The following is a 22,326-nucleotide window of genomic DNA, read 5'->3' on the forward strand; positions in this document are numbered from 1 at the left end:
CGACCGGCGGCAGGTTCCCGGCGGCCACCTCGGCCGCGACGGCAGCCTCGGCGTCGGCGACCGAGGCCTCGGAGGTGACGTCGACGGCGTGTCCGAACGCGGCCACGGCGAACTGGTTGCCGATGTCGGCGGCCACCTTGGCCGACCTCTCGCCGTCCAGGTCGAGCACCACCACGCCCCAACCTTCCCTCGCATAGCGGCGGGCGACGGCGACGCCGATGCCCTGTTCTGACGTCGCGCCAGTGACGACGGCCGCACGCGGCGTGGACATTTCATTCCCTCCTTCGTTGAGGTCGGTTGCACACCGGCGGCGACAGCACGGTCGGCTGCAGGCCGCCAGCCATCGGTGAGATCGGTGTCATCACAACGCAAGTGCCATGTCGACCCCAGCACTGGTGGTCGGCAGTTCGGACGCTGTCGACTCTCCCGCGGGGGCCGTCCCGTCGTTCGGTGCCACGATCGCGGGATCGATTCGCAGCACTGCGTAACCGGCCACCGCTCCCGCGCCGAATCCCGGCGCGAAGATCCGCATCGGCTTGTCGATGACGCCATCGTGAACGGCGTCATTGATCGCCAGCGGAATGCTTGCCGCCGAGGCATTCCCCATCCGCTCGATGTTGAAGTAGAGCTGATCTGGCGACAATCCAGCGGCGATCGCCAGATCGACCACCATGGTCTTGTTCGCCTGATGCGGAATGGTCAAGTCCACACTGTCCAGTAGCGACTCGGCAACGCCGTCGGGGTCGGGTAGGGCTCTCAGATCTCCCAGCATCTGCGTGAGATAGCGCCCAGCCAGCGTCTTCACCTCGGGACCGAAGACGGTGACGTTGTTGCCGAACGAGGGGTTGGGCCACAGGATCGAATTGACTTGGCTCACTGGACCACTGGCATACGTCTGGATGTACTCGATGTCCGGCGGCGAACCCGGTGGGGCAACACCCAGGACGATGGCCGACGCGCCGTCGCCGAAGATCATCCGCGACGGCCGGACGTTGCCGATCTTGTCGGAGAACTTCTCTGCGCACACGAGTAGGACTGGGCGCCGGACCAATTGGAGTATTCGCGTCGCCTCCGCGAGCCCATAGCTCATGCCTGCACACGCCGCGACGAGGTCGAACGACGAATGTGTCTGCCCGATCCCCAACGCACCGGAGATCCACGTGGCGACGGACGGCAGCAGTCGAGAGCTGGTGCAAGTGCACACGATGACGGCCCCGATCTGCTCCGGGCCCACCTGAGCATGGCCCAGTGCCGACACCGCGGCCTTCAATGCGAGATCCTCGAGGCTGCCGGAGGTATAGCGCCGCTGCTCGATACCGGTCTTGGTACTGATCTCCTCCGCGGACATCGGCGACCAGTTGTAGGCACTGTTCCTAATCAGATCCTCATTGGTGCACACGACATCGCCCTGCGCCGCGGCAAGGGCCTCGATACGAGGTTGCACTGGCAAGTCGTTGCGTATGTCGATGGCGGGATACGGGCGAACCGGCGCGTGCACCGTTGGCACTGCCCGACGGGCCTTCTTCGAGCTGTGCCCGGAGGCGACGCGGGACAGGAAGTGCTGCACCTCCCGGTCGCGCGGATGAAACACCACCACGTAGTCGTCGTCGCGCAACTCTCCGACAGGCGTGAGAGCCGCCTCGCCGCGGTCCCACGGGTACTGGTTGTGCAACACCATCGACCAGCGGCGTAGCGCTTCCAGCTCGGCCACCTCTTCGTTGCAGTCGATGATCTCGGCATAGCTGTACCGGCGGAAGTCCGGATCGAAGCGGTTGAGTCTCAGCGTTTGGTTGGCCGGGTTCGACAACAGATCGGTAACCGTGGGGACCACGGGCGAAAGTTTGGTCGCGTGGTTTCGGCGATGTCCGAACACGTCGAAGAGGATCTCGAAGATGCTGTCCTCGACTTCGCCGTCCCACTGGGCTGGAAGATTCGGATACGCCGACATCACCGCGGACACCTTCGTTTCACGATCTTCCCACGGTGTCAGGATGGGCACGAAGAGATCGTCACGCCGGCGCGGCACGTCGGCCCAGCGCGTCGGCTGCACGTCGTACATCGTTATCTTGAACCGGTTCGCCCAGAACAGGTTGAGCGCCATGTCTCGCATCAACTCGAACTTGCTTTGGTAGGCGCCGGTCTTGATCTGGTCAAGGATGTCGGTTCCGGTTGGCGCCTTGGAATCGAAGTCCCGCCGGACCACGGCGTCGAGCTGTTCGAGGGTGGCGAAGGTGGAGAAGTCGATGTCCGGAAAGCAATTGGACGGGAAGACGATCTTGCCATGCGTGTTGACTTCGAAGGCGTGCATTGCCGATCACCTTTTCGCTGAGACGTTTACGTGGTTGACCTGCGCGGCGACTTAGATGAGGCGTCACCGACTTCACATGTCCAGACCGCCGTTGACCCCCCAAACCTGACCGGTGATGTACCCCGAGGCGTCTGCGGCCAGGAAGTGCACCACCCGAGCCACCTCCCACGGCTGCGCCAACCGGCCCATGGGAATGGTGCCCTTGATGCGGTCCAAGACCTTGGCGGGAATGGTCTCTAGCATCTCGGTCGCCACGAATCCCGGGGTAATCGCGTTGACCGTGACCCCGATGCCGTCCTGCGGGTGGCCCGCGCGCCCCATCTGAAAACATGCCTCTCGGGCGAGAGTCTTCGTCAAGCCAAACAGCCCGGCCTTGGACGCCGCATAGTTGGCCTGACCGATCGCGCCCGTCTCGCCAATCACCGAGGAGATCATGACGATCCGGCCGCTGCCGCGTTCGAGCATGTGCGCCAATGCGGCCTGGGCAAGGAAGAACGCCCCCGACAGGTTGACTCCGATGACCTTGTTCCACTCGTCTTCGCTCATCTTGGCCACCGTCTTGTCGATGGCGATGCCCGCATTGTTGATCAGGATGTCCAGCCGACCGTGGAGGTCGATGACCTCCTTGATCGTGCGCTGGCAGTCAGACGCACTGGCCACATCGCCCTGATGCACGCTGACCTCGGAGTCGGCATGGCCGTCCGCCAACTCCGCGAGGAACTTTTGTGCCTGTTCGGCGTTCCTGCCGTACCCCGCCGCGACCGTCGCACCCTGATTGACCAAGCTCTTGCTGATCGCCGCGCCAATTCCCCGCGTGCCACCCGTCACAAAAGCCACGCGCCCACGGAGTTTCGCTCCGCGAGCCGATTCCGACCGAAGCTCGCCGATCTCGTCAACTTCGGTCATCGCCGTCATGAGCACCCCTAATCCGCGGAAAATACGTAGAGGTCATTCTCACCGAAAGAATTCAGCCCGCTCGAACCTTCCCGCTGGGCAGAATGCGGTCCGGGTGCAGGCCGTCGGCTGACGTCGCCGAGCAGAAGCTGCGATGGGTCGACGCTGCCGCGATCGGTCGCGGGTAGGCCGACCCGACCCATGATGGCGCCCGTCGGCGCATCGGACCCAACGACGTCAAACATGCTCGTGCGCAGTGGCATCCAGCGAGAATGCCGGACGGGAGACCATCTCCGACGGATTGACGTCACGGGCACACCAGGGCTGGAGGGCGTCCAGGGCATCGTCGGAAACCCGGACCGGAAGCCTTTGCCAGACCCCCCGGACACCCACTGGTGGGCCGCCCGACGGCTGCGCACGCGGACCCCTTCGACGTGTGGGCCTGCCAATCCGTTCAGTGGAAAGACGGCCGCCTGCGGTCCGTATCCCCACTACACTGTGCCAATGCCGGACGCCGATCCGTTGACAGTGACATTTCCTGGGCGAATTGCAGTGGTCAACAGAGGTGAGGCCGCTGTACGCCTGATTAGGGCAGTGCGAGAGCTGAATGCCGAGTACAACTGCGGCATAAGGACTATCGCTCTGCACACCGATGCCGAGCGGCGGGCCATGTTCGTACGCCAAGCCGACGAAGCGGTGACGCTGCACAGCAAATCCGGCGGTATCGCGTACCTCGACCACGTCGAGCTCGAACGCGCCCTGCGCGAGTCACGGGCTGATGCGGTGTGGGTTGGCTGGGGATTCGTCGCCGAGGACATCGCGTTCGCCGAACTCTGCGAGCGCATGGCTCTGACGTTCATCGGACCGACCCCCGCCGCCATGGCGGCGCTTGGCGACAAGGTCGAGGCCAAGTTGCTGGCCGAGAAGGTCAACGTTCCGCTCGCACCTTGGAGCGGTGGCCCGGTAGCGACCCGCGAGGACGCCAGGCGCCACGCGGCGGACATCGGCTATCCGCTGATCATCAAAGCCCGCAGTGGCGGCGGCGGCCGCGGTATCCGCAAGGTCTTCGCCCCCGACGAACTCGAAGTGGCACTCGAGCGAACGCAGGGCGAAGCCCAGCGATCCTTCGGCGACCCCGTGGTGTTCCTGGAGCGCCTCGTCACAGATGCGCGCCACGTCGAAGTGCAGGTCATCGCCGACAACTACGGCAACGTCTGGGCACCAGGGGTGCGCGACTGCTCCATTCAACGCCGAAACCAGAAGGTCATCGAGGAATCGAGTTCGCCTCTGCTGACCGACGAGCAGGCCGACCACCTTCGAGGCGTGTCCGCCGAGCTCGTCCGCGCCGCCGGGTACCGCGGCGCAGGCACCGTCGAGTATCTGTACCAGCCGGAACAGAAAGCCTTCACGTTCCTCGAGGTGAACACCCGACTGCAGGTCGAACACCCGATCACCGAGGCCACCACCGGCATCGATCTGGTCAAGCTACAGATCTTCGTCGCCAGCGGCGGCGCTCTCGCCGGCGACTGCCCACCCGAATTCGGCCATGCGGTCGAGGCTCGGCTCAACGCGGAAGACACCGACAACGGGTTCGCGCCAGCACCTGGCGCCGTGCGGTTGCTGAAGTTCCCGCTCGGCTCCGGCATCCGGGTCGACACCGGCATTGCCCAAGGCGACGTCATCCCCCCCGACTACGACTCGATGGTCGCCAAGATCATCGCCTGGGGCCGCGACCGTAGCGAAGCCCTCGCGCGGCTACGGACCGCCCTGCGGGAGACCACTGTCGTGATCGACGGGGGAACCACGAACAAGTCGTTCCTCCTGGAACTCCTCGACCGTGACGAGGTCGTGTCTGCCTCCGCCGACACCGGCTGGCTGGACCGCACCGACGCCGGAACCGCGACCGGCCCCACCCCGGTGGCCGACATCGCCCTCATCGCGGCTGCGGTTGACGCCTACGAGGCCGACGAAGGCATCGAACGCGCCGCCTTCCTTGGCTCGGCACGCGGAGGTCGACCCCGCGCCACGCACGCCATCGGCCGAACCGTCGAACTGAATTATCAGGGGCAGCCGTACAGCCTGACGGTCGGACAAATCGGTCCGCAGTGTTACCGACTCGAGGGCGCCGGCGGCGCGTTGGCGGTCGACGTCGAACGACTCGGGGAATTCGAGAGTCGCCTCACCCTCGGCGACCGGCGCTTCCACGTCGTCACCGTCGCCGGTCCCACTGGCTTCCTCGTCGAGGTGGACGGCATCAGCCACCGGATCAGCCAGGACGAAGCCGGCCTGGTTCGAGCCTCCTCGCCCGCCGTGGTCGTCGCCCTTCCGGTGGCCGTCGGCGACGAGGTCGAGGCGGGCGCCACTCTGGTGGTGCTGGAGAGCATGAAGATGGAAACCGCGGTGCGCGCACCGGCCGCGGGGCGCGTTCGCGAGGTATACGCCGTGGTCAACGGTCAGGTCGACGCCGGCGCTGCACTGTTGCGCTTCGACCCTCTCGGCGACACCGCGGCCACTGAAACGGCGCCGCGGGTGCAGTTCCGCGTCCAGCCGAAGCGCGAGACCGGGGATCCACGCGCGGAGGCACTGACACGGCTCGCGGCGCTGCGGGCCCTGATCGCCGGTTACGACTTCAGCGCAGGCCGGGCACGCACCCTCGTCGCGGAGTACGACGAATTCCGTGGCCGCCTGCCGCTCGACGATGCCGAACTCGTCGAGGCCGAACTGGATCTCCTTGGCACCTTCGCCGACATCTGCGAGCTGTCCCGTAACCGTCCGACGCTGGACGAAGAGAGCTCCGACGAGAGCGTTCACAGCCCACGCGAGTACTTCCACTCGTTCTTGCGTTCCCTCGACGCCGAGCTGGAGGGCCTGCCAGAAGCGTTCCGCACCAAGATCGCCCGCGCGCTCCGCATCTACGACGTCGACAGCCTCGAACCCGGCCCCGAATTGGAAGAAGCTGTCTACCGACTATTCCTCGCGTTGCAGCGGTTGGAGAACGTGGTCCCCGTGATCACGGCGCGGCTCGGTCGCTGGCTCAGCGCCGAGGAAGTCGGATCCGTCTCGACGAACGACGTGGGCGAGATCCTGGAGCGGCTGATCGCAGCGACACAGGTGCGTTATCCCGTGATCGGCGACATCGCACGGAATCTGCGGTTCCGGCTGTTCGACGAGCCTCAGATCCGGACGGCACGGGAGCACGTCTACGCGCAGGTGCGCGACGGCCTGCAGTACCTTGCCGACAACCCCGACGCGCCGGATTACGCAGCACGCGTCGATGCGCTGGTCGCCACCCCGGAACTGCTGATCGACCTTCTGGCGGAACGCATTTCCAGCCCTGGCGCGCTGCTCGAGGTGATCACGCGGCAGTACTACGAGATCCGCGCACTGGAAGACGTCACTGCATTCGAGCGCGCTGGCGTGCAATTCGTCACGGGCAGCTATGAATTGGTGGGCGAGCAGCTGCACTTGGTGTCGACGGTGACCGACCGTGCTGGGTTGTCGGCCACCCTTGAAGCCGTCGACGGAATCGCCGGACCCCAACCCGCCGGCCTGGTCGTCGACATCTATCTGTCCTGGCCGGACGCGCCCACCGACGGCGATGAGCTGTCCGCGGCGCTTCGTGAAGTGCTCGCCGCACATCCGAGCGTGACCGATTGGCGGCGCGTCACGGTCACGGTGGTCGCCGGCGACGTGCACCAGGCCACCTTCCGTCCGACGGACGACGGCGCCGTGGCGGAGGACTGGTCGATCCGCGATATGCACCCACTCACCGGCCAGCGCCTGGATCTGTGGCGGCTCAAGAACTTCGACGGCACCCGCCTGCCCGCCGCTGAAGGTACCTACCTGTTCCACGTGGTCGCCAACGAGAACCCGTCCGACGAGCGCCTCGTGGCACTGGCCGAAGTACGTGACGTGACGACGCAATTGAACGAGGACGGCGAGGTGGTCGCCGTCCCGGCGATCGAGCGCACCCTCTCGGCCTGTCTCGACGGCATCCGCCGCGCGCAGGCCCGGCGGGGCAAGAAGCGGCTCGACGCCAATCGCGTCGTGCTCTACGTCTGGCCCGTGCTCGACATCCCTGCCGACCGACTGGGTGCGATTGCGCGGCGTATTGCTCCGCTGACGGTCAACGCCGGGATCGAAGACATCACGATCCTGGCAGGCATCATCGACGAGCAAACCGCGCAGCCGAGCCGCATCGCAATTCGCTTCTCCTACACTGCGGGCGCGGGCATCGTCGCGAATGTCACCGCGCCCCCCACCGAGCCGCTGCGCCCGCTCAACGAGTACACGCAGAAGGTGCAGCGCTCCCTGGCCCGCGGCACGGTGTACCCGTACGAACTGATCCCGTTGCTGATCGGTAGCACTGGCAGCTTCATCGAGTACGACTTCGACGCCGACGGTGCGTTCGTGCCCGTGGACCGCCCGTATGGGCGCAACACGGCCGGTCTCATCGTCGCCCAGGTGTCGGTGCCCACCACTCGCTACCCCGAGGGGATGACGCGGATCGCGTTGTTCGGTGACCCGACGAAAGCGCTTGGCACAGTGGCGGAAGCCGAGTGCGCGCGCGTTGTCGCGGCCATTGACCTCGCCGAGAACCTGTCGGTGCCCGTCGAGTGGTTCGCGTTGTCCTCCGGCGCCACCATTTCGATGGCGAGTGGCACCGAGAACATGGACTGGGTGTCCCGTGCGCTCCGCCGGATCATCACGTTCACCCAGAACGGTGGCGAGATCAATGTCGTCGTCGCGGGCATCAACGTGGGTGCGCAACCGTATTGGAACGCCGAGGCGACGATGCTGATGCACACCAAGGGCATTCTCGTCATGACTCCCGACAGCGCGATGGTGCTGACCGGCAAGCAGTCTCTCGATTACTCCGGCGGGGTGTCGGCGGAGGACAACTTCGGCATCGGCGGCTATGACCGCGTGATGGGACGCAACGGTCAGGCGCAGTACTGGGCACCCAACCTGCAGAGCGCATGCGACATCCTGTTCGCGCACTACGAACATGCGTATGTGGCGCCGACCGAACGCTTTCCGCGCCGGGCAGTCAGTTCCGACCCCACTGACCGCGACGTGCGGACGTTCCCGCACCACCATCCGTCAAGTGAGTTCACCACCGTCGGCGACATCTTCTCGGCAGCCACCAACAAGGATCGCAAGAAGCCGTTCGACATCCGGACGGTCATGCGTGCGGTGGTCGACCAGGATCACGCGGTACTTGAGCGGTGGGCCGACATGGCCGACGCCGATACCTCGGTGGTGTTCGATGCCCACCTGGCCGGAATCCCGGTGTGCGTCATCGGCATCGAATCGCGGGTCATCCCCCGTAAGGGGTGGGTGCCTGCCGACGGCCCGGACCAATGGACGTCAGGGACCTTGTTCCCACAGTCGTCGAAGAAGACCGCGCGGGCCATCAACGCCGCAAGCGGAAATCGACCCCTAGTGGTGCTGGCCAACCTGTCGGGCTTCGACGGTTCGCCCGAGTCGCTGCGGAACATCCAGCTCGAGAACGGCGCCGAAATCGGCCGCGCCATCGTCAATTTCGACGGGCCGATCGTGTTCTGCGTGGTCTCGCGCTATCACGGCGGCGCGTTCGTGGTGTTCTCCAATGCACTCAACGACAACATGGAAGTGCTCGCCGTCGAGGGGTCGTTCTCCTCGGTCATCGGTGGTGCCCCCGCGGCAGCGGTGGTGTTCACACGGGATGTCAACGCCCGCACCGCAGCAGACCCCGCCGTCCGCGAGGTCGAAGCGTTGCTCGCAGCGTGCACCGACGACTCGGAGAGGGCCAGCCTGCGCGTCAAGCTGGCTGCCACCCGGTCCGCCGTGCGCTCGGACAAGCTCGGTGAGGTGGCAGCGGAATTCGAAGCCGTGCACAACGTCGAACGCGCCCGCCAGGTGGGTTCGGTGCACTCGATCATTCCCGCGGCCGAATTGCGTCCGAGCATCGTCGCAGCCGTGGAGCGCGGGATGGCCCGCACGTTGGCCGCGATCGGTCACTGAGCTCGTTGGTGGTGGTCAGCGTCGGCTCGACGCGTGCCTGGGTCAGGCGCTGGGTGGTTCGGGATCGACTGCCCAGGGCCCGTGGTGGTGGCGGCCGCTTCGGACGAGTTCGGTCTGGATCCGATTCACGATTGCATCCGTCGACAGGCCGTAGCGATCGTGCAGGGTCGGCAGTGCGCCCGCCGCAAGGAACTCGTCGGGCAGTGCGATCGGAACGATGTGCCGACCAGCTCCCGCAAAGGCCAGGGTCGCGGCGATCGACTCCGCGAGCCCACCGATCACCGTGTGGTTCTCTGCGGTCACGACGAGCCGATCGGTACGCGCCGCTCGCAGGATCGCCTCTTGGTCAAGCGGTTTGACCGTTGGCACATGCAGGACGGCAACGTCGACGTGATCGCGCTCGAGGCGGGATGCGGCATCGAGGGCGCGCATGGTCATGAGCCCGGTGGAGATGATCACCACGTCGCGACCGGTGCGCAGCTCGGCGGCCCTGCCCAACTCGAAGCGATAGTCGTAGTCATCGAGAACCCTCGGCACCGCGCCACGCAGCAGCCGCATGTAGCTGGGTCCCGGCGAGGACGCCAACGCCGGTACCGCTTGCTCGATGTCGACGGCATCACACGGGTCGACGATGGTCAGCCCCGGGCAGCCACGGAGAATGGCCATGTCCTCGGTGGCCTGATGGCTGGGCCCGTAGCCCGTGGTCAAACCGGGCAAGCCGCCGACGACGTTGACGTTGAGCCCCGGCTCGGAGATGTCAAGGCAGAGAAAGTCGTATGCACGCCGGGTGGCGAACACCGAGTAGGTAGAGGCAAAGGGCACCAACCCCACCTCGGCCATGCCGGCGGCGGCTCCGAGTAGAGCCTGCTCCGCCATGCCGATCTGAAAGAAGCGTTCGGGATGAGCTTCGCGAAAGACGTGCATGTCAGTGTATTTGGCGAGGTCTGCCGACAAGCCCACGATTTCGGGCCGCTCCTCACCGAGTTGTGCCAGCGCGTGTCCGAAGGGCGCGCTGGTGGTGGGCTGACCCGGGTCGGCGAACGAGGCGATCATCGCCGAGGTGGTGAGCTTCTTGCGTGGCGCTGCGGTGGTCATCGGCGTTGCCCCTCCTTCAATTGGTCACGGGCGATCTGCCATTCGTGTTCTTCGACACGCATGAAGTGCGCCTTCTCCCGATTCTCCAGCGTGGGCGCCCCCCGCCCCACGCGAGTGTCACAGATCAGCACCTTGGGTGAGCCGCGGTGTTCGGCCAGTTCATCGAACGCGGCCACCAGGGCTCGAATGTCATTGCCGTCTACCCGCAGGGCGTACCAGCCGAACGCTCGCCACTTGTCGGTGATGGGCTCAGTGCTCAGCACCAGTTCGGTTGCGCCGTCTGCCTGTAGGGCATTGACGTCGACTATTGCGGTCACGTTGTCCAACCCGTGGTGGGCCGCGACCAGCGCGGCCTCCCAAGTGGAGCCCTCGTCGAGCTCACCGTCGGAGAGGAGGTTGAAGACCCGCGCCGGGTTGCCCAGGTGCCGCAGTCCCAGCGCCATGCCGTTGGCGACACCCAGCCCGTGTCCCAATGAGCCGCCGGATATCTCCATTCCTGGTGTGTAGGAGGCCATTCCCGACATGGGCAGTCGTGATTCGTCTGATCCGTAGGTCTGAAGTTCCCCCTCCTCGATGACGCCGGATTCCGCCAGCGCGGCGTAGAGGGCGATCGCGTAATGGCCAATCGAGAGAAGGAACCGGTCCCGCTCGGGCCAGTGTGGCTCTGCGGGCCGGAACCGCAACTGGTCGCAGTACGCCACGGCCAGGACGTCGGCGACACCAAGCGCCTGCCCGATGTAGCCCTGCCCCTGCACCTCCCCCATGTCCAGTGCATGGCTTCGGATCCGGTAGGCCGCGTCTTGCAACCGGGTGACGCGCTCGATCTGCTGGTCGGTGGTGACGGATGTCATGACGTGTGCACCCCTTTGTCGCTCACTTCGCCGTCTCGGATTCCGTCCGGTGCGCCCACGACGCAGCTTCCGGAACGATGCGCTTGCCCAACTCCCGCTCGCGAATGATCTCCCTCTCGATGAGCTCCACCTCCTGCCGCTCGACCGCGCCCCAGGTTTCCTTGGTCATCGTGGCGGCGATGAGGCCAAGCAGGCCGTAACCACTGAACAGCAAGGCAGGACCGATCCAGCCGGTGCGGCTGTAAAGAGCCGTGGCCACCAGCGGCGTGAAGCCCGAGACCACCGCCGAGAGCTGATAGGCCAGCGAGGCGCCACTGGTGCGAGTCTTGGCTGAGAACAGCTCGGAGAACCAGGCACCCTGTACCCCGGCGAGCGAATTCTGGCAGACGGCGTAGCTGATGACGAAGGCGACGACGATCGCCAGTGACGCACCGGTGTTGACGGTCAGGAACAGCGGAATGCCCCACAACACCGTGACGATGGTGCCGAAGACATACACCGGCCGACGTCCGATTCGGTCGGTCAGCCCACCCCAGAAGACCGTCGCGAAGATTCCGATCGCGGCCGCCAGCATGAGAGCGGTCAAGGTGGTGGCGCGCTCGGCCAGCTCTTCCCTGGTCAGATAGGAGAGCATGAACGTCACGGCTACGGCGTAACCGGCAGTTTCGGCAACGCGCAGGCAGAACGCTCGCAGTACGTTGCGCCAGTCGTCGCGCAGCACCTCGAAGATCGGGTTCGCGGAGAGCTGGCCGTCCTCCTTGAGTTCCTCGAACTCCGGCGACTCGTCGATCTTGAGCCGGATTGCAATGCCAACGACGATCAGCACCGCACTGAGCAGGAACGGCACCCGCCAGGCCCATTGCTCACCAAGTGGCACGCTGACCAGAAAGGCCAAATTGGCCAAGAGTAGGCCCACCGGAAAACCCGCCTGGGTAATGCCCGTGAAGAGGCCACGTTTGCGCCACGGGGCATGTTCGAAGACCATGAGGATCGCGCCGCCCCATTCCGCGCCGAATGCAAGGCCCTGAACGACGCGTACGACCACGAGCAGGATCGGTGCCCAGATGCCGACCATGTCGTAGGTGGGCAGCATGCCGATCAGCACGGTGGCGAAGCCCATCAGGAAGAGTGAGCCGACCAGCACGGGCTTGCGGCCGATCCTGTCGCCCAGATATCCGCCGATGATGCCGCCCAGGGGCCGCACGGCGAAACCGATGCCCAGGGTGGCGAACGACAGCAGCGTGCCGGACAGCGGGTCGGACGCCGGGAAGAACACCGTGTTGAAGTACAAGGCCGCAGCCGTGCCAAAACCGATGAAGTCGTACGTTTCGATCGTTGCGCCGACCGAGCAGCCGATCGCGACCCGCTTCTTCTCCGGTGTGCCCTCGATGGGATGCCAGTGAGCCGTCCCCTCCAGGCTGGGTTCGGGTTGTGGAGGCCTTTGCTCACTCATGCTGATCTCCTGCGTAGCTCCGTTGGCGGGCGCCACCGTCCGAGTACGGATGCCTACCGTACGGCTCGTCTGCGATCAAGATTTCCCCGAGGCGTGAGGGGTGTCAATCCTCGTCCTGCTGGCCGGAAGTGCGGCAGGCCTTGGACCGAATCACACTGTTGTGTAACGCATTACGGATACCGATCAACGATCGGACGACCGCATGAAGTGGTCGATCTCGCCTATGGCGGCCGGGTCGACGAGAACGGTGTAATGGTCGACGTCCAGGTTGACCACCGTTGCGACGCCGAAATCAGCCGCAAAGCGCTCGGCGTCTGCGGCCGAGACCACGAGCCCACCATTGCTCCCCAACGGCGTCGTCGCACGGATCAGCAACGTCGGACAGCGGATCCGCGACCATAGCGCGTACACGTCGTGCTCGGCGGCGTCGGCCGCATCCTCTTGCACCGCGGACAGGCTCGTCCGACACTGGACGGTCGCACCTGGGCCCGGGGCCAGCTCCCACTCGATGTACCTGTCCCAGAACGTGTTCCACGGCGCGATGAGGCCCGAGTCGCGAACGTGGGATACCGCCGCCGCTGACGAAGGATACGTCCGCCCCAACCGGCTGACAGACTGTGCGATGGCAACCAGGGCACTTGGCTCGGGAACACCGAGAGCATCGATGAGAACGAGTGCGTGGCAGCGCTCGGGGTAGCTCGCAGCGAGCTCCATGCCGATGAATCCGCCCATCGAATGACCGACCAGTCCGAACGAGGCTTCCCCGAAGAACTCGCCGATCGCCAGCAGATCGAGAATGTGACTGTGCCAGCCATACGTGCCGGGCGGGGTGATTTCACTGTGCCCCCGACCCCGCAGGTCCATGGTCACGGTGTGGTGACCTGCTGCCACGAGTGCGGGCACCAGTCGATCGAATGACCGACAGTTTGCCGACAGACCATGGACGCACAGCACCAGGCTGCCGAGCGGATCACCGTTCGACTCGACGTGAACGACGCCGGATGCCAACGGGATCCGAGTGACGGTACTCAAGCGCCGGCCCCCATGCCGGACGGATCGGGGCCGTGACCGGAAGACACGTTCCCCGCTTCCATTGAACGAACTCGAGCCGGCGCTAGGTGCTGATATAGGTTCCGGGGGCATCGCAGACCACCGGGTAGGCGTCGCTGCCCGTCGGCGGAGGATCGACGAGGTCGCCCGCGTGCGTGGCGGACCACGTGGCCCAATCTTCCCACCACGAGCCCTCGTGACGAGTTGCGCCGCGCCGCCACTCATCTGGGTCGGCGGGGACCTCGTCAGCGGCCAGGTACCAGTTCTTCGGGCCGGGCGGATTCACGATCCCGGCGATGTGGCCACCACTGCTCAGAACGAAGCGCGCGGGTCCCGACACCAGCTGGGTCGTTGCGTAACCCGAGCGCCAAGGCACGATGTGGTCGTTCTCGGCGCTGACGACATAGACGTTGTGTTTGATGTCGCCGAGTTCGATGTGCCTGCCCGCCAATTCCAGCTCGCCCCGTACGACGCTGTTCTCCACGTAGAACTTTCGCAGATAGAAGCTGTGCATCGCCGCTGGCATGCGGGTGTTGTCGGCATTCCAGGCCAGGATGTCGAACGCCGGCGGACTCTGTCCGAGCAGCCAGTTCGACACCACGTAGTTGAAGATCAGATCGTTGGCACGGAGGGCGTCGAAGGTACCCGCCATCGAAACCCCGTCGAGGTAACCGGTCTGAGACATCTTGTGCTCAAGGCGCGCAACCGACTTCGCGTCGGTGAAGACCCTCAGTTCGCCGGGATCGGAATAGTCGAGCATCGTGTTGAGCAATGTCACGGCGCCAAGGCGCTCATCACCGGATGACGCAAGATAGGCGGCCGTTATCGCGGTGAGCGCACCCCCCAGGCACAGGCCCACGATGTCGACGGTGTCGCTACCGGTGATGTCGGAGATGACGTCGAGCGCCTGCTTCGGTCCGTTGAGGAGGTAATCGTCCATCTTGACGCCTGACATCTCTGCGGTGGCGTTGCGATAGCTGATTGCGAAGACGGTGCGGTTGTGCTGGACGGCCCATTCGATGAAGCTGCGCTTGGGCGCCAGATCCATCACGTAGTACTTGTTGATCCACGGCGGACTGCACAGCAGCGGCGCGGCGTGAACCTTCTCGGTCTGCGGCTCGTACTGGATCAGCTCGATGAGATCGTTGCGATAGACCACCTTTCCCGGTGTGGCAGCGGTGTTCTCGCCGAAGACGAAGGGTGACGTGTCGACCTGTCGTGGACGACCGCCATTGGTGCGCAAATCGTCCACGAAATTGCGGGCACCCATTACCAGGCTGCGCCCGCCGGTTTCGAAGGCTCGTTTGAGTGCTGCGGGATTGGTCGGCAGGAAATTCGTCGGAGCCAAGGCGTCCAGGCTGAGCTTCGCCAGCATGTGCGCCTTCTTGGCCGTCATGGGGTTGGCGCCCGGCGGATCGATCAGCTCGAGCACCGACCTACTGGTCGCCGCGTGCACCAGCCGAAGCGCGACGAAGAACGGGTTGCCGGTCCACGCCGGATCGCTGAATCGCCGGTCCTTGGGGTCGAGGCCCGGAGGGACGGTCTTGCCATCGCCGAGCCACTGGGTCAACGTTCTGGGCGGCACCTGGGCCAATGCCACTGCCAGGTGCATCGCCACATTGGCCAGGTGCAGGGGGTTGCCTGCGGCTTGGCGGACGACGCTGACCAACGCGTCCCCGAGTCGAGCCACGTCGTCGGGATGAGACAGCGCGTTCGATTCCGGGGCCAGGACGTCGGCCGCCCGCAGAGCGACATCCCACGAAGTCTCTGTCATTGGCCCATCATGGGCGCCCGAACAGGCGAGCGGAGAAAACTTCCACTGCTCGGAAACCGGTCCTAAGCCGAAGGCACGGCCTTCCGACCAGCGGGATCGTTGCGACAGCACACCTCCGACGCGATCAACGGACCTACCATTTGGGAGATCTCCAGGGACAACGGCAGACGGGTCGGGCGTTTGAGCTACCACATGGTGACATCAGCGGACGGGACGCGCCTGCGCTCGTGGAGCAACGAGGGCCACGGAGTTCCCGTTGTGATCTGCAACGGACTCGGCACGCCGCACGAGGCCTGGCCGGCCATCAACGAGCGGACCGAGAGCTTCCAAGTAGTGACGTGGGACCACCGCGGACTCGGCGGATCGGAGCGGCCCAGCGACGAGTCGCGAATCACCGTCGCAGATCACACCGACGACTTCATGGCGGTGATGGACTTCTACGGTTTGGACCGGGCCATGGTCATCGGCTGGTCGGTGGGCGTGAACATTGCGTTCGAGGGCGTCGTGCGGGACCAAGGACGGATCGCGGGCGTGCTCGCGGTCGCCGGGGTTCCAGGTGGGACGTTCGAGGCCCTCTTGCACCCCCTTCCTCGCGCTCTTCGCCCCCGCGCGGGCAAGGTTGGTGCGCACCTGATGCGGTACCTCGGCCCGGTCCTCAATCGACTGGGCGACGGATTGCCCGGCTCCCCCGATGGCCGGTTCAACCCGCGCGGCCTGGGCACCCTCGGTCCCGACCTGGCTCACGCGAATACCTTGTTGCGCGTGCTCAAGTCATTCGCCGACCATGACTGGCCCTGGTATTCCCGCCTCGCTCGCGCGGTTGGCGACCACCCGGCGATGGATCTCGCCGAGGTCGACGTCCCGGTGACCTACCTGGCCGGCACGTGGGACGCGATCACCTCGGCGGAAAGGATGCGGGCCGCCAGCGGCCGGACACCAGACAGCCAATACGTCGAGCTACCTGCCACTCACTTCGTACCGCTTCAGTTTCCCGACCGCGTGCTGGCGGAGCTGAACAGCCTCGTTGAGCGCGCCGAGATCTAGCCGACGGGTGCATCAACCATCTCGGCGGCCTCTGCCACCGTGGCCGGCCTGCCCACCAGCTTCGACGGCGACGATTCGACAGGCCCCCGAGCTTCGACAGGCCCCGAGATTCGCCTGCGACCCTGGTTCCGATCAGCGGGAAACAACGGTCCGCGACGGCCGCGACGGCCGACCATGGGACGACGAACCATGGACGGGTGGTGTCGGCCAACGAGAAGGAGCTTCGACGATGGCGCGAGTGGCATGCCAATACGAGAACGATCCGGGCGCGCAAGACACCGGTGAGCACAGAGCCAGCCCAGCGAAGCCTGTCGGCTAGGGATGCCATCTCACGTCCCGTCGCCCACCATGGGTCCGCGCGCCACCTTCGCCCTCAAAAACGGAGCCTTGATGGCTTACCGGGACACGGCATCGTCCGTCAATCCGCCACTGATGCTGCTGCACGGTGTCGGCATGACGGCCGACCTCAACTGGGGAGCGGCCTACCCGGCCTTGTGCGAACGATTCCGAGTCGTGGCACCGGACCTCCCAGGCCATGGCCGCGGTATCCGTCCATGGACCAAGTTTGGGATCGAAGAGTGCGCGGACCACATCATGACCTTGGCTGATCATCTCCGCATCGACAAGTTCATCTCCTGCGGCTATTCCATGGGAAGCCTTGTCGCACAGCAGCTCTGGCGAAGATACCCCGACCGGGTAAGCGGACTGGTTCTCGGTGCCGCTTCGCGCAACTTCCTCGGATCCGCGGTCGAACGCATGGCGGCGTCACTATCACCGGTCGTCGCCGCCGCCGCCCAACTGAACCCCTTTCTTCGAGTGCTGGGGGCGGACGCCTTCGGCGGCCTTGGCTACCTCAACGACCTCGATGCCGAGAGCCGCGCCTACGTCCACGACGAGATGAGCCTGACGAGCATGGCGACCGTAGCTGCCGCGGTCGCAGCCGTCGGCGAGTTCACGTCGCACCAATGGATCGGCGATGTCGACGTGCCGGTGTGCGTTCTAGTGACGACGAGGGACTCGGTGGTGCCAACCAGTCGGCAGCTGAAACTCGCCGAGGCGCTTCCCCACGCCACGGTGATCATGGTCGATGGCGATCACGGCGTCTTCATCGCCGCGCCGAAGCTGTTCGCCGAAAAACTCTTGCAAGCATGTCAGGCGGTGAATCGTCCCTGAGGTCGATCACCCGAGAGTGGCAACGTGCCGAGCCCAATGGACGAACGCACGCGATCTGCGCTTTCTCCCAAAACGATGAGGAGGCGTGAGAGCATCGCAGACGACGTCCAGAACCCAGACCCTGCTATGGCGACATCTCCAGTTCAATCACATTGAGGTGATATCCGTGGCGGGAAATTCGATCGAACCTGGTCAGTCGGTGACGAGCAGGGTGTCCGCGATACTGCTCACCTTCACTGATTGCGAAGATCGGTCACTAACCGAGATTGCCCGGTTGGCGGGACTGCCCGTCTCCACGGCGCACCGCCTCGCGGTGGAGCTCGCCAGCCGAAGGCTGTTGGAGCGTGACGACAATGGCCACTACCGCGTTGGGACGCCGTTGCGCGCCATCGGAATGTCTGAATGGGGGCCTCCGACGCTCGCCGAACGCGCATCATGCGTCCTGGACGACCTGTCCACGGCCATTCATCGTCCCGCCCGCTTGGGCGTTCTGTCGGGCAGCGACGTCAGATACGTGGAGAAGCGACCTCACTATCCGGTGACGAGTTTCGACGTCGCAGCGACGCTGCCCGCTCATGCGACCGCCGTCGGCAAGGTCTTGCTCGCGTTCTCCCCCACCCGCGTTGCCGACGGCCTCATCGCCAAGGGCCTCACCCAGTTCACCCGTCACACCGTCGTGTCGCCGGAGAAGTTCCGCCACAGTCTGAGCACCGTGCGCCAGTCACACGTCGCCGTGGCATCCGACGAACTCGAACCCGGAAACCATTGCATTGCGATGCCGGTGTTCGCCGACGGCAGGATTCTTGCAGCCATGGAGGTGCAGGTCGCAAATCCAAAGGACGACCTGGCCCGAGTGGCCCCCGCGCTCGCCGTGGCGTGTGGAGGTCTGTCGCGTGAACTCAGCGGCACCCCCAAGTGAGACCGACCCTGTTGGCAGCGTCGGCGCTACTTCAGGCGATCCTTTACTGCCCCGAGATAGGCCTGCGACGTCTCCCGCATGAGGTCCGCCTGGGTTGACACCAGTGTCTCAACCCAGTCCACCTTGAGCTCCTTGGCAGTCTCCTCCTCGAGTTTGAGCACACCGTTGAGCATCTTCTCGTACGCCTCCAACCAGACCAAGCCGTTCTCCTTGCTCAGCGCAAGCACCCGGTCGCTCGTCTCCTTGACGCGCTGTGCGGCCGCTTCGATGTCAGCGGTGAAATTCTCCGTCTGAGTCATTCTCATACTCCTTCGTAGGTCCTCAAAGCGTCGTGATGAATGCGCAAATCGGAGTCTGGCACCTCGCCGGGAGTCGACGGTAGAGCCCCGCGCGAAAGTTCCATCCAGCAAGAAGTCGTGGCCCCGGGGCGGCTCGCCCGTCCACGATGGAGTTACCCGAAAGTCGATGTGAAGGGCCCGATGCACACACCCCATTCGACGAACGACTATGCGTGCCCCGATGACGACTATGCGCGCTCCGATGACGAACACGTGGCTACCCGACCACGTCGCATGTGGCCGTCCCGGTTGGCTGCCGCCCGTCGACCGCCCACCGATGATCGCAGCCTCGGCCGCTCTGATTCGAGCAATCCGCGGCAGCGGGTCACCGAAGCGGCCTAGGGTGCAGAGACGCGACTCTCCGCCATTGCCAGCCGCTTTCGTCGCCAGCCTGGCTGTGGCTGGGAATCTCGTCACGAAGGAATGAGGAGTGCGACGTGGCGGGAAATTCGACTGATCCCGGGCGGTCAGTGACCAGCAAGGTCACCGCCATCCTGATGGCGTTCGCCGATGACGGCGTACACACCTTGACCGACATCGCCCGATTCGCAAACCTGCCCACCTCCACTGCGCACCGCCTGGCCTCGGAGCTGGTCGCCTGGCGGCTCTTGGAGCGAACAGACGAGCGCAGCTATCGAATCGCCTTGCCGCTGCGCATGATTACCGGAGAGCACTCCGAGTCCGAAGCTTGCTCGTACACACTGACGGTGATCCGGGCACTGCCGGTACTCGACGAGTTATCCCGAGTCGCTCAAGTCGACGTGCGACTGGGCCTGTTGCGCGGAGTTGACGTTCTCACACTTCAATTGCGGGGACGCCACATCCCAGGGCGCATGAGGGCCGAGTCGCTGCTACACCGGGTCGTACCCGCACATGCGGCCGCCTCGGGCAAGGCCCTGCTTGCCTTCTCGCCACCCGAGGTCGTACAACGAGTCATTGCAGGGGGATTGACCGCCTACTCCCCTCAGACCATCACGTCGGGGGACGTCCTGCGCCAGAAACTCTCCCTCATCAGGCTGACGCAGCTCGCAACGTCGCGCAATGAATTCGAGCGCGGCCAAACGGCAATTGCGATGCCGGTCTTCTACGCCAGGGGTCGCGTCGCGGCCGCGATCGAACTCACCGTCGACGGCACGAACTACGACCTCAAGCCGGCCAGCAGCGCACTCACCGTGGCGTGCCGCAGCCTGTCACGCCAACTCGCCACCGAACTGCACGCCGTTGGCGGTTTGGAGCCTGAGGTCGGATACCGCCATGCCGTCTCGGCAGCGCAATAGCAGGCGCCGTCCACCTGGACCCGCCGTCAGTGATCAGCCCTCGGAGTAAGCCCGCACTCGCTGGGCGATTGGCCTCCAGTGCTCGTGAAGTGCGGCGCGCCCCATGAAGAGACCGAGATGGCCCGCGTCCACCAGTTCGCGCGAGATGTGCTCGGCGGGAGTCGACACCAGATCCGCGAGGGACCAGACCTGTTCGGCAGGCGTGATGTGATCCTTCGTGCCCGCCAGCAGAAAGATCGGACAGGTGATCGCCGACAAGTCGACAGTCGCGCCGTCGACGACGAGGACGCCGCGCGCAAGTTCGTTGTGAATGAACAGGTGCTCGATGATCCAGAGGTAGAAGGGACCGGCAAGGTCCTGAGTCCATTCGAACCAGTTGGTGAAGTCGATGTGCCGTGTGACGTAGTCGGGGTCGTGAATGTGGGCGAACAGGCTCATCAGACGCTCGAACTCGGCTCCCGGTTCCAGAAGTTTGAATCCGCGCAGCTGGCTCTTCCCGAGTTGCCTTCCACCGCCGGCCGCTACGAGCGCTCGGTAGAGGGCGATCTCATCGCGATGGGCCAGCAATCGAGTCCATTCCTGAATTCCCGACCGGCCGACGTGGGTGTCGACGGGTGCGCCGCCGATCGTCAGCGTGTTGACCTGCTCCGGGTGCAGGCTGGCGTAAATCACTGCGAGCCAACCTCCTTGACAGTCACCCATGAGATTCACCCGCCCGCCGAGCAGATGCACCGCCTCCTCCACCACCAGGACGTAGTCCTCGATCGAAGAGTGAGCAGTCTCGGCGGTCACTGGCAACCAGTCGACCGCAAACAGGTTGTCCAATCCAGCGTCACGCAATGTGGTCATCTGACTCTGGTCTCGCCCGTAATCGACGATCGAGGCCGCGTGACCGGCTTGCGGAGGGAGCACCAGGGTGGATACCGACGCCGTGGCCGATGGCACCGAATAGTCCAGTAATCGCGCCACGGGCCACGCCCGAATCTCGCGTGGATCGTTTGCCCACGTTGGCTTCTCGCGAAGTGTGGCGACACGCGCGAACTCGGCAAGGTCTTCGGCCACCCCGAGTGGCGATCTCTTCCTCGCGACCGCCTGAGTGGCGTACTCGGCGGTACTGGCGACCGCAGTCACCCACGCCTCGAGCGGGGTCCATGCGAACTGGGCGGAAATCTTGGTTGGCAGTGCCTCAGGCACGTAGCGCCCTTCCCATCACGAAACAGACGAACACCGGCCTTCTGGCGACGGTGGGACGAACCCGGTCGACGAATACGCCGGTGTTCGTGTCGAAAATGGTGCTACTTCAGTAGATCGCGAGCGGCGTTCGCGTAGGTGGTGGTCACCTCGCTGACGATGGACGCCTGTGACCTCGCCAGCGCCGAGACCCATTCCACCTTGGTGGAGTCGGCGGCCTTCTGACCGAAATCCAGCACGGTGTTCACCGCCTGCTCATACGTGTCGAGTGAAACTGCCCCGGTCTGCTTCGCAGCCGCCATCAGCTTGTCATTCAAGCCACGGATCCGATCGGCAGTGGCGTCGAGATCGACGTCGAACGGGGCGGCGAAATTGGTCTTCGTGTTGGGCGTGGTCATTTACGTCCTCCGTCATGGTTGATTCGGTGGCCCCTACGACCACGTCATTAGCTACGTTAGCACTGTTTCTGCTAATTCTGCTACCCATGGCCCGGCCGGAGACGGCCGCCAGTGGACCACCCTCGGATGTTCACCCGAAATCCGTTGACTTGGTTGACTCTTACTCCGTCTCGCGGTTCCCGGAGGTGCGACGCACCCGGTTGGCGTCGACGAAACTGCGGTGGATCTCCGCCATGGCTCGGCGCTGGGCGGCGGTGAGTTCGGGTGCGGCCGCGATCGCCCTGGCAAGTTCCGAATGGTTGGCCTCACCGCCCGTGTTCTCCGGCTCGACGAATCCGGCGCGGCGGTACAAGTCCTCGACCGACAGATCCAGCGAGGTGGCCAACGCTTCGACCACGGCCTCGGATGGTGCCCGCAGCCCGCGTTCGATCTGGGACAGGTACGGATTGGAAATGCCGACGGACTTGGCCAGTTGGCGCATGGGCAGCGCAGCAAGCTCCCGCTGTTCCCGGATGATCGCGCCGAGCAGGCTCTGCGGCTTGTCTTGCTGCACGT

17 protein-coding genes are annotated in these 22,326 nt (G+C 65.0%); 5 read left to right on the forward strand and 12 right to left on the reverse strand.

All coding sequences use genetic code 11. The features are described from left to right. The 3 genes from ABW137_RS10375 to fabG form a co-directional block, all read right to left on the reverse strand. A partial coding sequence (locus ABW137_RS10375; RefSeq protein ID WP_526399536.1) for an SDR family NAD(P)-dependent oxidoreductase occupies positions 1 to 271 on the reverse strand: 271 nt, incomplete at its 3' end. A 90-nt stretch (positions 272 to 361) separates the two neighbouring features. Next, on the reverse strand, positions 362 to 2,308 hold the full coding sequence (locus ABW137_RS10380; RefSeq protein WP_526399538.1) for a 3-oxoacyl-ACP synthase III family protein: 1,947 nt from the start codon (positions 2,306 to 2,308) through the stop codon (positions 362 to 364). Positions 2,309 to 2,380: 72 nt separating this feature from the next. Further along, positions 2,381 to 3,214 carry a 3-oxoacyl-ACP reductase FabG gene (fabG, locus tag ABW137_RS10385; RefSeq protein WP_526399540.1) on the reverse strand — a complete coding sequence of 278 codons (834 nt, stop codon included), beginning with the start codon at positions 3,212 to 3,214 and terminating at the stop codon, positions 2,381 to 2,383. Positions 3,215 to 3,706: 492 nt separating this feature from the next. Here fabG and ABW137_RS10390 point away from each other — a divergent pair, with 492 nt between their 5' ends. Further along, a complete protein-coding gene (locus ABW137_RS10390) occupies positions 3,707 to 9,208 on the forward strand; it encodes an ATP-binding protein (RefSeq protein ID WP_526399542.1) in 5,502 nt (1,833 codons plus the stop codon). Positions 9,209 to 9,250: 42 nt separating this feature from the next. On the opposite strand, the gene ABW137_RS10395 is transcribed toward ABW137_RS10390, so the two are convergent. The 5 genes from ABW137_RS10395 to ABW137_RS10415 form a co-directional block, all read right to left on the reverse strand. Beyond that, positions 9,251 to 10,303, reverse strand: coding sequence for a transketolase family protein (locus ABW137_RS10395; protein WP_526399544.1), 1,053 nt, complete (start codon positions 10,301 to 10,303; stop codon positions 9,251 to 9,253). Then, positions 10,300 to 11,154: a transketolase gene (locus tag ABW137_RS10400; RefSeq protein ID WP_526399546.1), complete on the reverse strand. Its 855-nt coding sequence runs from the start codon at positions 11,152 to 11,154 to the stop codon at positions 10,300 to 10,302. Before ABW137_RS10400 ends, ABW137_RS10395 begins: the two co-directional genes overlap by 4 nt. A gap of 22 nt (positions 11,155 to 11,176) precedes the next feature. Next, on the reverse strand, positions 11,177 to 12,607 hold the full coding sequence (locus tag ABW137_RS10405) for an MFS transporter (RefSeq protein WP_526399548.1): 1,431 nt from the start codon (positions 12,605 to 12,607) through the stop codon (positions 11,177 to 11,179). A 183-nt stretch (positions 12,608 to 12,790) separates the two neighbouring features. Next, on the reverse strand, positions 12,791 to 13,639 hold the full coding sequence (locus ABW137_RS10410) for an alpha/beta fold hydrolase (RefSeq protein WP_526399550.1): 849 nt from the start codon (positions 13,637 to 13,639) through the stop codon (positions 12,791 to 12,793). An 82-nt stretch (positions 13,640 to 13,721) separates the two neighbouring features. Further along, the gene (locus tag ABW137_RS10415) at positions 13,722 to 15,431 is read right to left on the reverse strand and encodes a PHA/PHB synthase family protein (RefSeq protein ID WP_526399552.1); all 1,710 of its coding nucleotides are present in this window, start codon (positions 15,429 to 15,431) and stop codon (positions 13,722 to 13,724) included. 192 nt (positions 15,432 to 15,623) lie between these two features. Here ABW137_RS10415 and ABW137_RS10420 point away from each other — a divergent pair, with 192 nt between their 5' ends. The 3 genes from ABW137_RS10420 (at position 15,624) to ABW137_RS10430 (ending at position 18,567) form a co-directional block, all read left to right on the forward strand. Next, a complete protein-coding gene (locus ABW137_RS10420) occupies positions 15,624 to 16,475 on the forward strand; it encodes an alpha/beta fold hydrolase (RefSeq protein WP_526399554.1) in 852 nt (283 codons plus the stop codon). 390 nt (positions 16,476 to 16,865) lie between these two features. Next, the gene (locus tag ABW137_RS10425; protein ID WP_526399556.1) at positions 16,866 to 17,648 is read left to right on the forward strand and encodes an alpha/beta fold hydrolase; all 783 of its coding nucleotides are present in this window, start codon (positions 16,866 to 16,868) and stop codon (positions 17,646 to 17,648) included. A gap of 166 nt (positions 17,649 to 17,814) precedes the next feature. Then, complete coding sequence (locus tag ABW137_RS10430) at positions 17,815 to 18,567, forward strand: IclR family transcriptional regulator (protein WP_526399558.1); 753 nt, start codon at positions 17,815 to 17,817, stop codon at positions 18,565 to 18,567. Positions 18,568 to 18,593: 26 nt separating this feature from the next. Here the strand turns inward: ABW137_RS10430 and ABW137_RS10435 are convergent, their stop codons facing one another. Continuing rightward, on the reverse strand, positions 18,594 to 18,866 hold the full coding sequence (locus ABW137_RS10435; RefSeq protein WP_526399560.1) for a hypothetical protein: 273 nt from the start codon (positions 18,864 to 18,866) through the stop codon (positions 18,594 to 18,596). Positions 18,867 to 19,342: 476 nt separating this feature from the next. On the opposite strand from ABW137_RS10435, the gene ABW137_RS10440 reads away from it, so the two are divergent. Continuing rightward, complete coding sequence (locus ABW137_RS10440; protein WP_526399562.1) at positions 19,343 to 20,182, forward strand: IclR family transcriptional regulator; 840 nt, start codon at positions 19,343 to 19,345, stop codon at positions 20,180 to 20,182. A gap of 33 nt (positions 20,183 to 20,215) precedes the next feature. On the opposite strand, the gene ABW137_RS10445 is transcribed toward ABW137_RS10440, so the two are convergent. The 3 genes from ABW137_RS10445 to ABW137_RS10455 form a co-directional block, all read right to left on the reverse strand. Next, positions 20,216 to 21,376, reverse strand: coding sequence for an alpha/beta fold hydrolase (locus ABW137_RS10445; RefSeq protein ID WP_526399564.1), 1,161 nt, complete (start codon positions 21,374 to 21,376; stop codon positions 20,216 to 20,218). A gap of 101 nt (positions 21,377 to 21,477) precedes the next feature. After that, entirely contained in the window at positions 21,478 to 21,771 is a 294-nt protein-coding gene (locus ABW137_RS10450; protein ID WP_526399566.1) for a hypothetical protein, read from the reverse strand. A gap of 160 nt (positions 21,772 to 21,931) precedes the next feature. Next, positions 21,932 to 22,324, reverse strand: coding sequence for a helix-turn-helix domain-containing protein (locus ABW137_RS10455; RefSeq protein WP_526399568.1), 393 nt, complete (start codon positions 22,322 to 22,324; stop codon positions 21,932 to 21,934). Positions 22,325 to 22,326 lie beyond the last annotated feature (2 nt).

The organism is Mycobacterium sp., from assembly GCF_040509115.1.
Lineage (GTDB): Bacteria > Actinomycetota > Actinomycetes > Mycobacteriales > Mycobacteriaceae > Mycobacterium.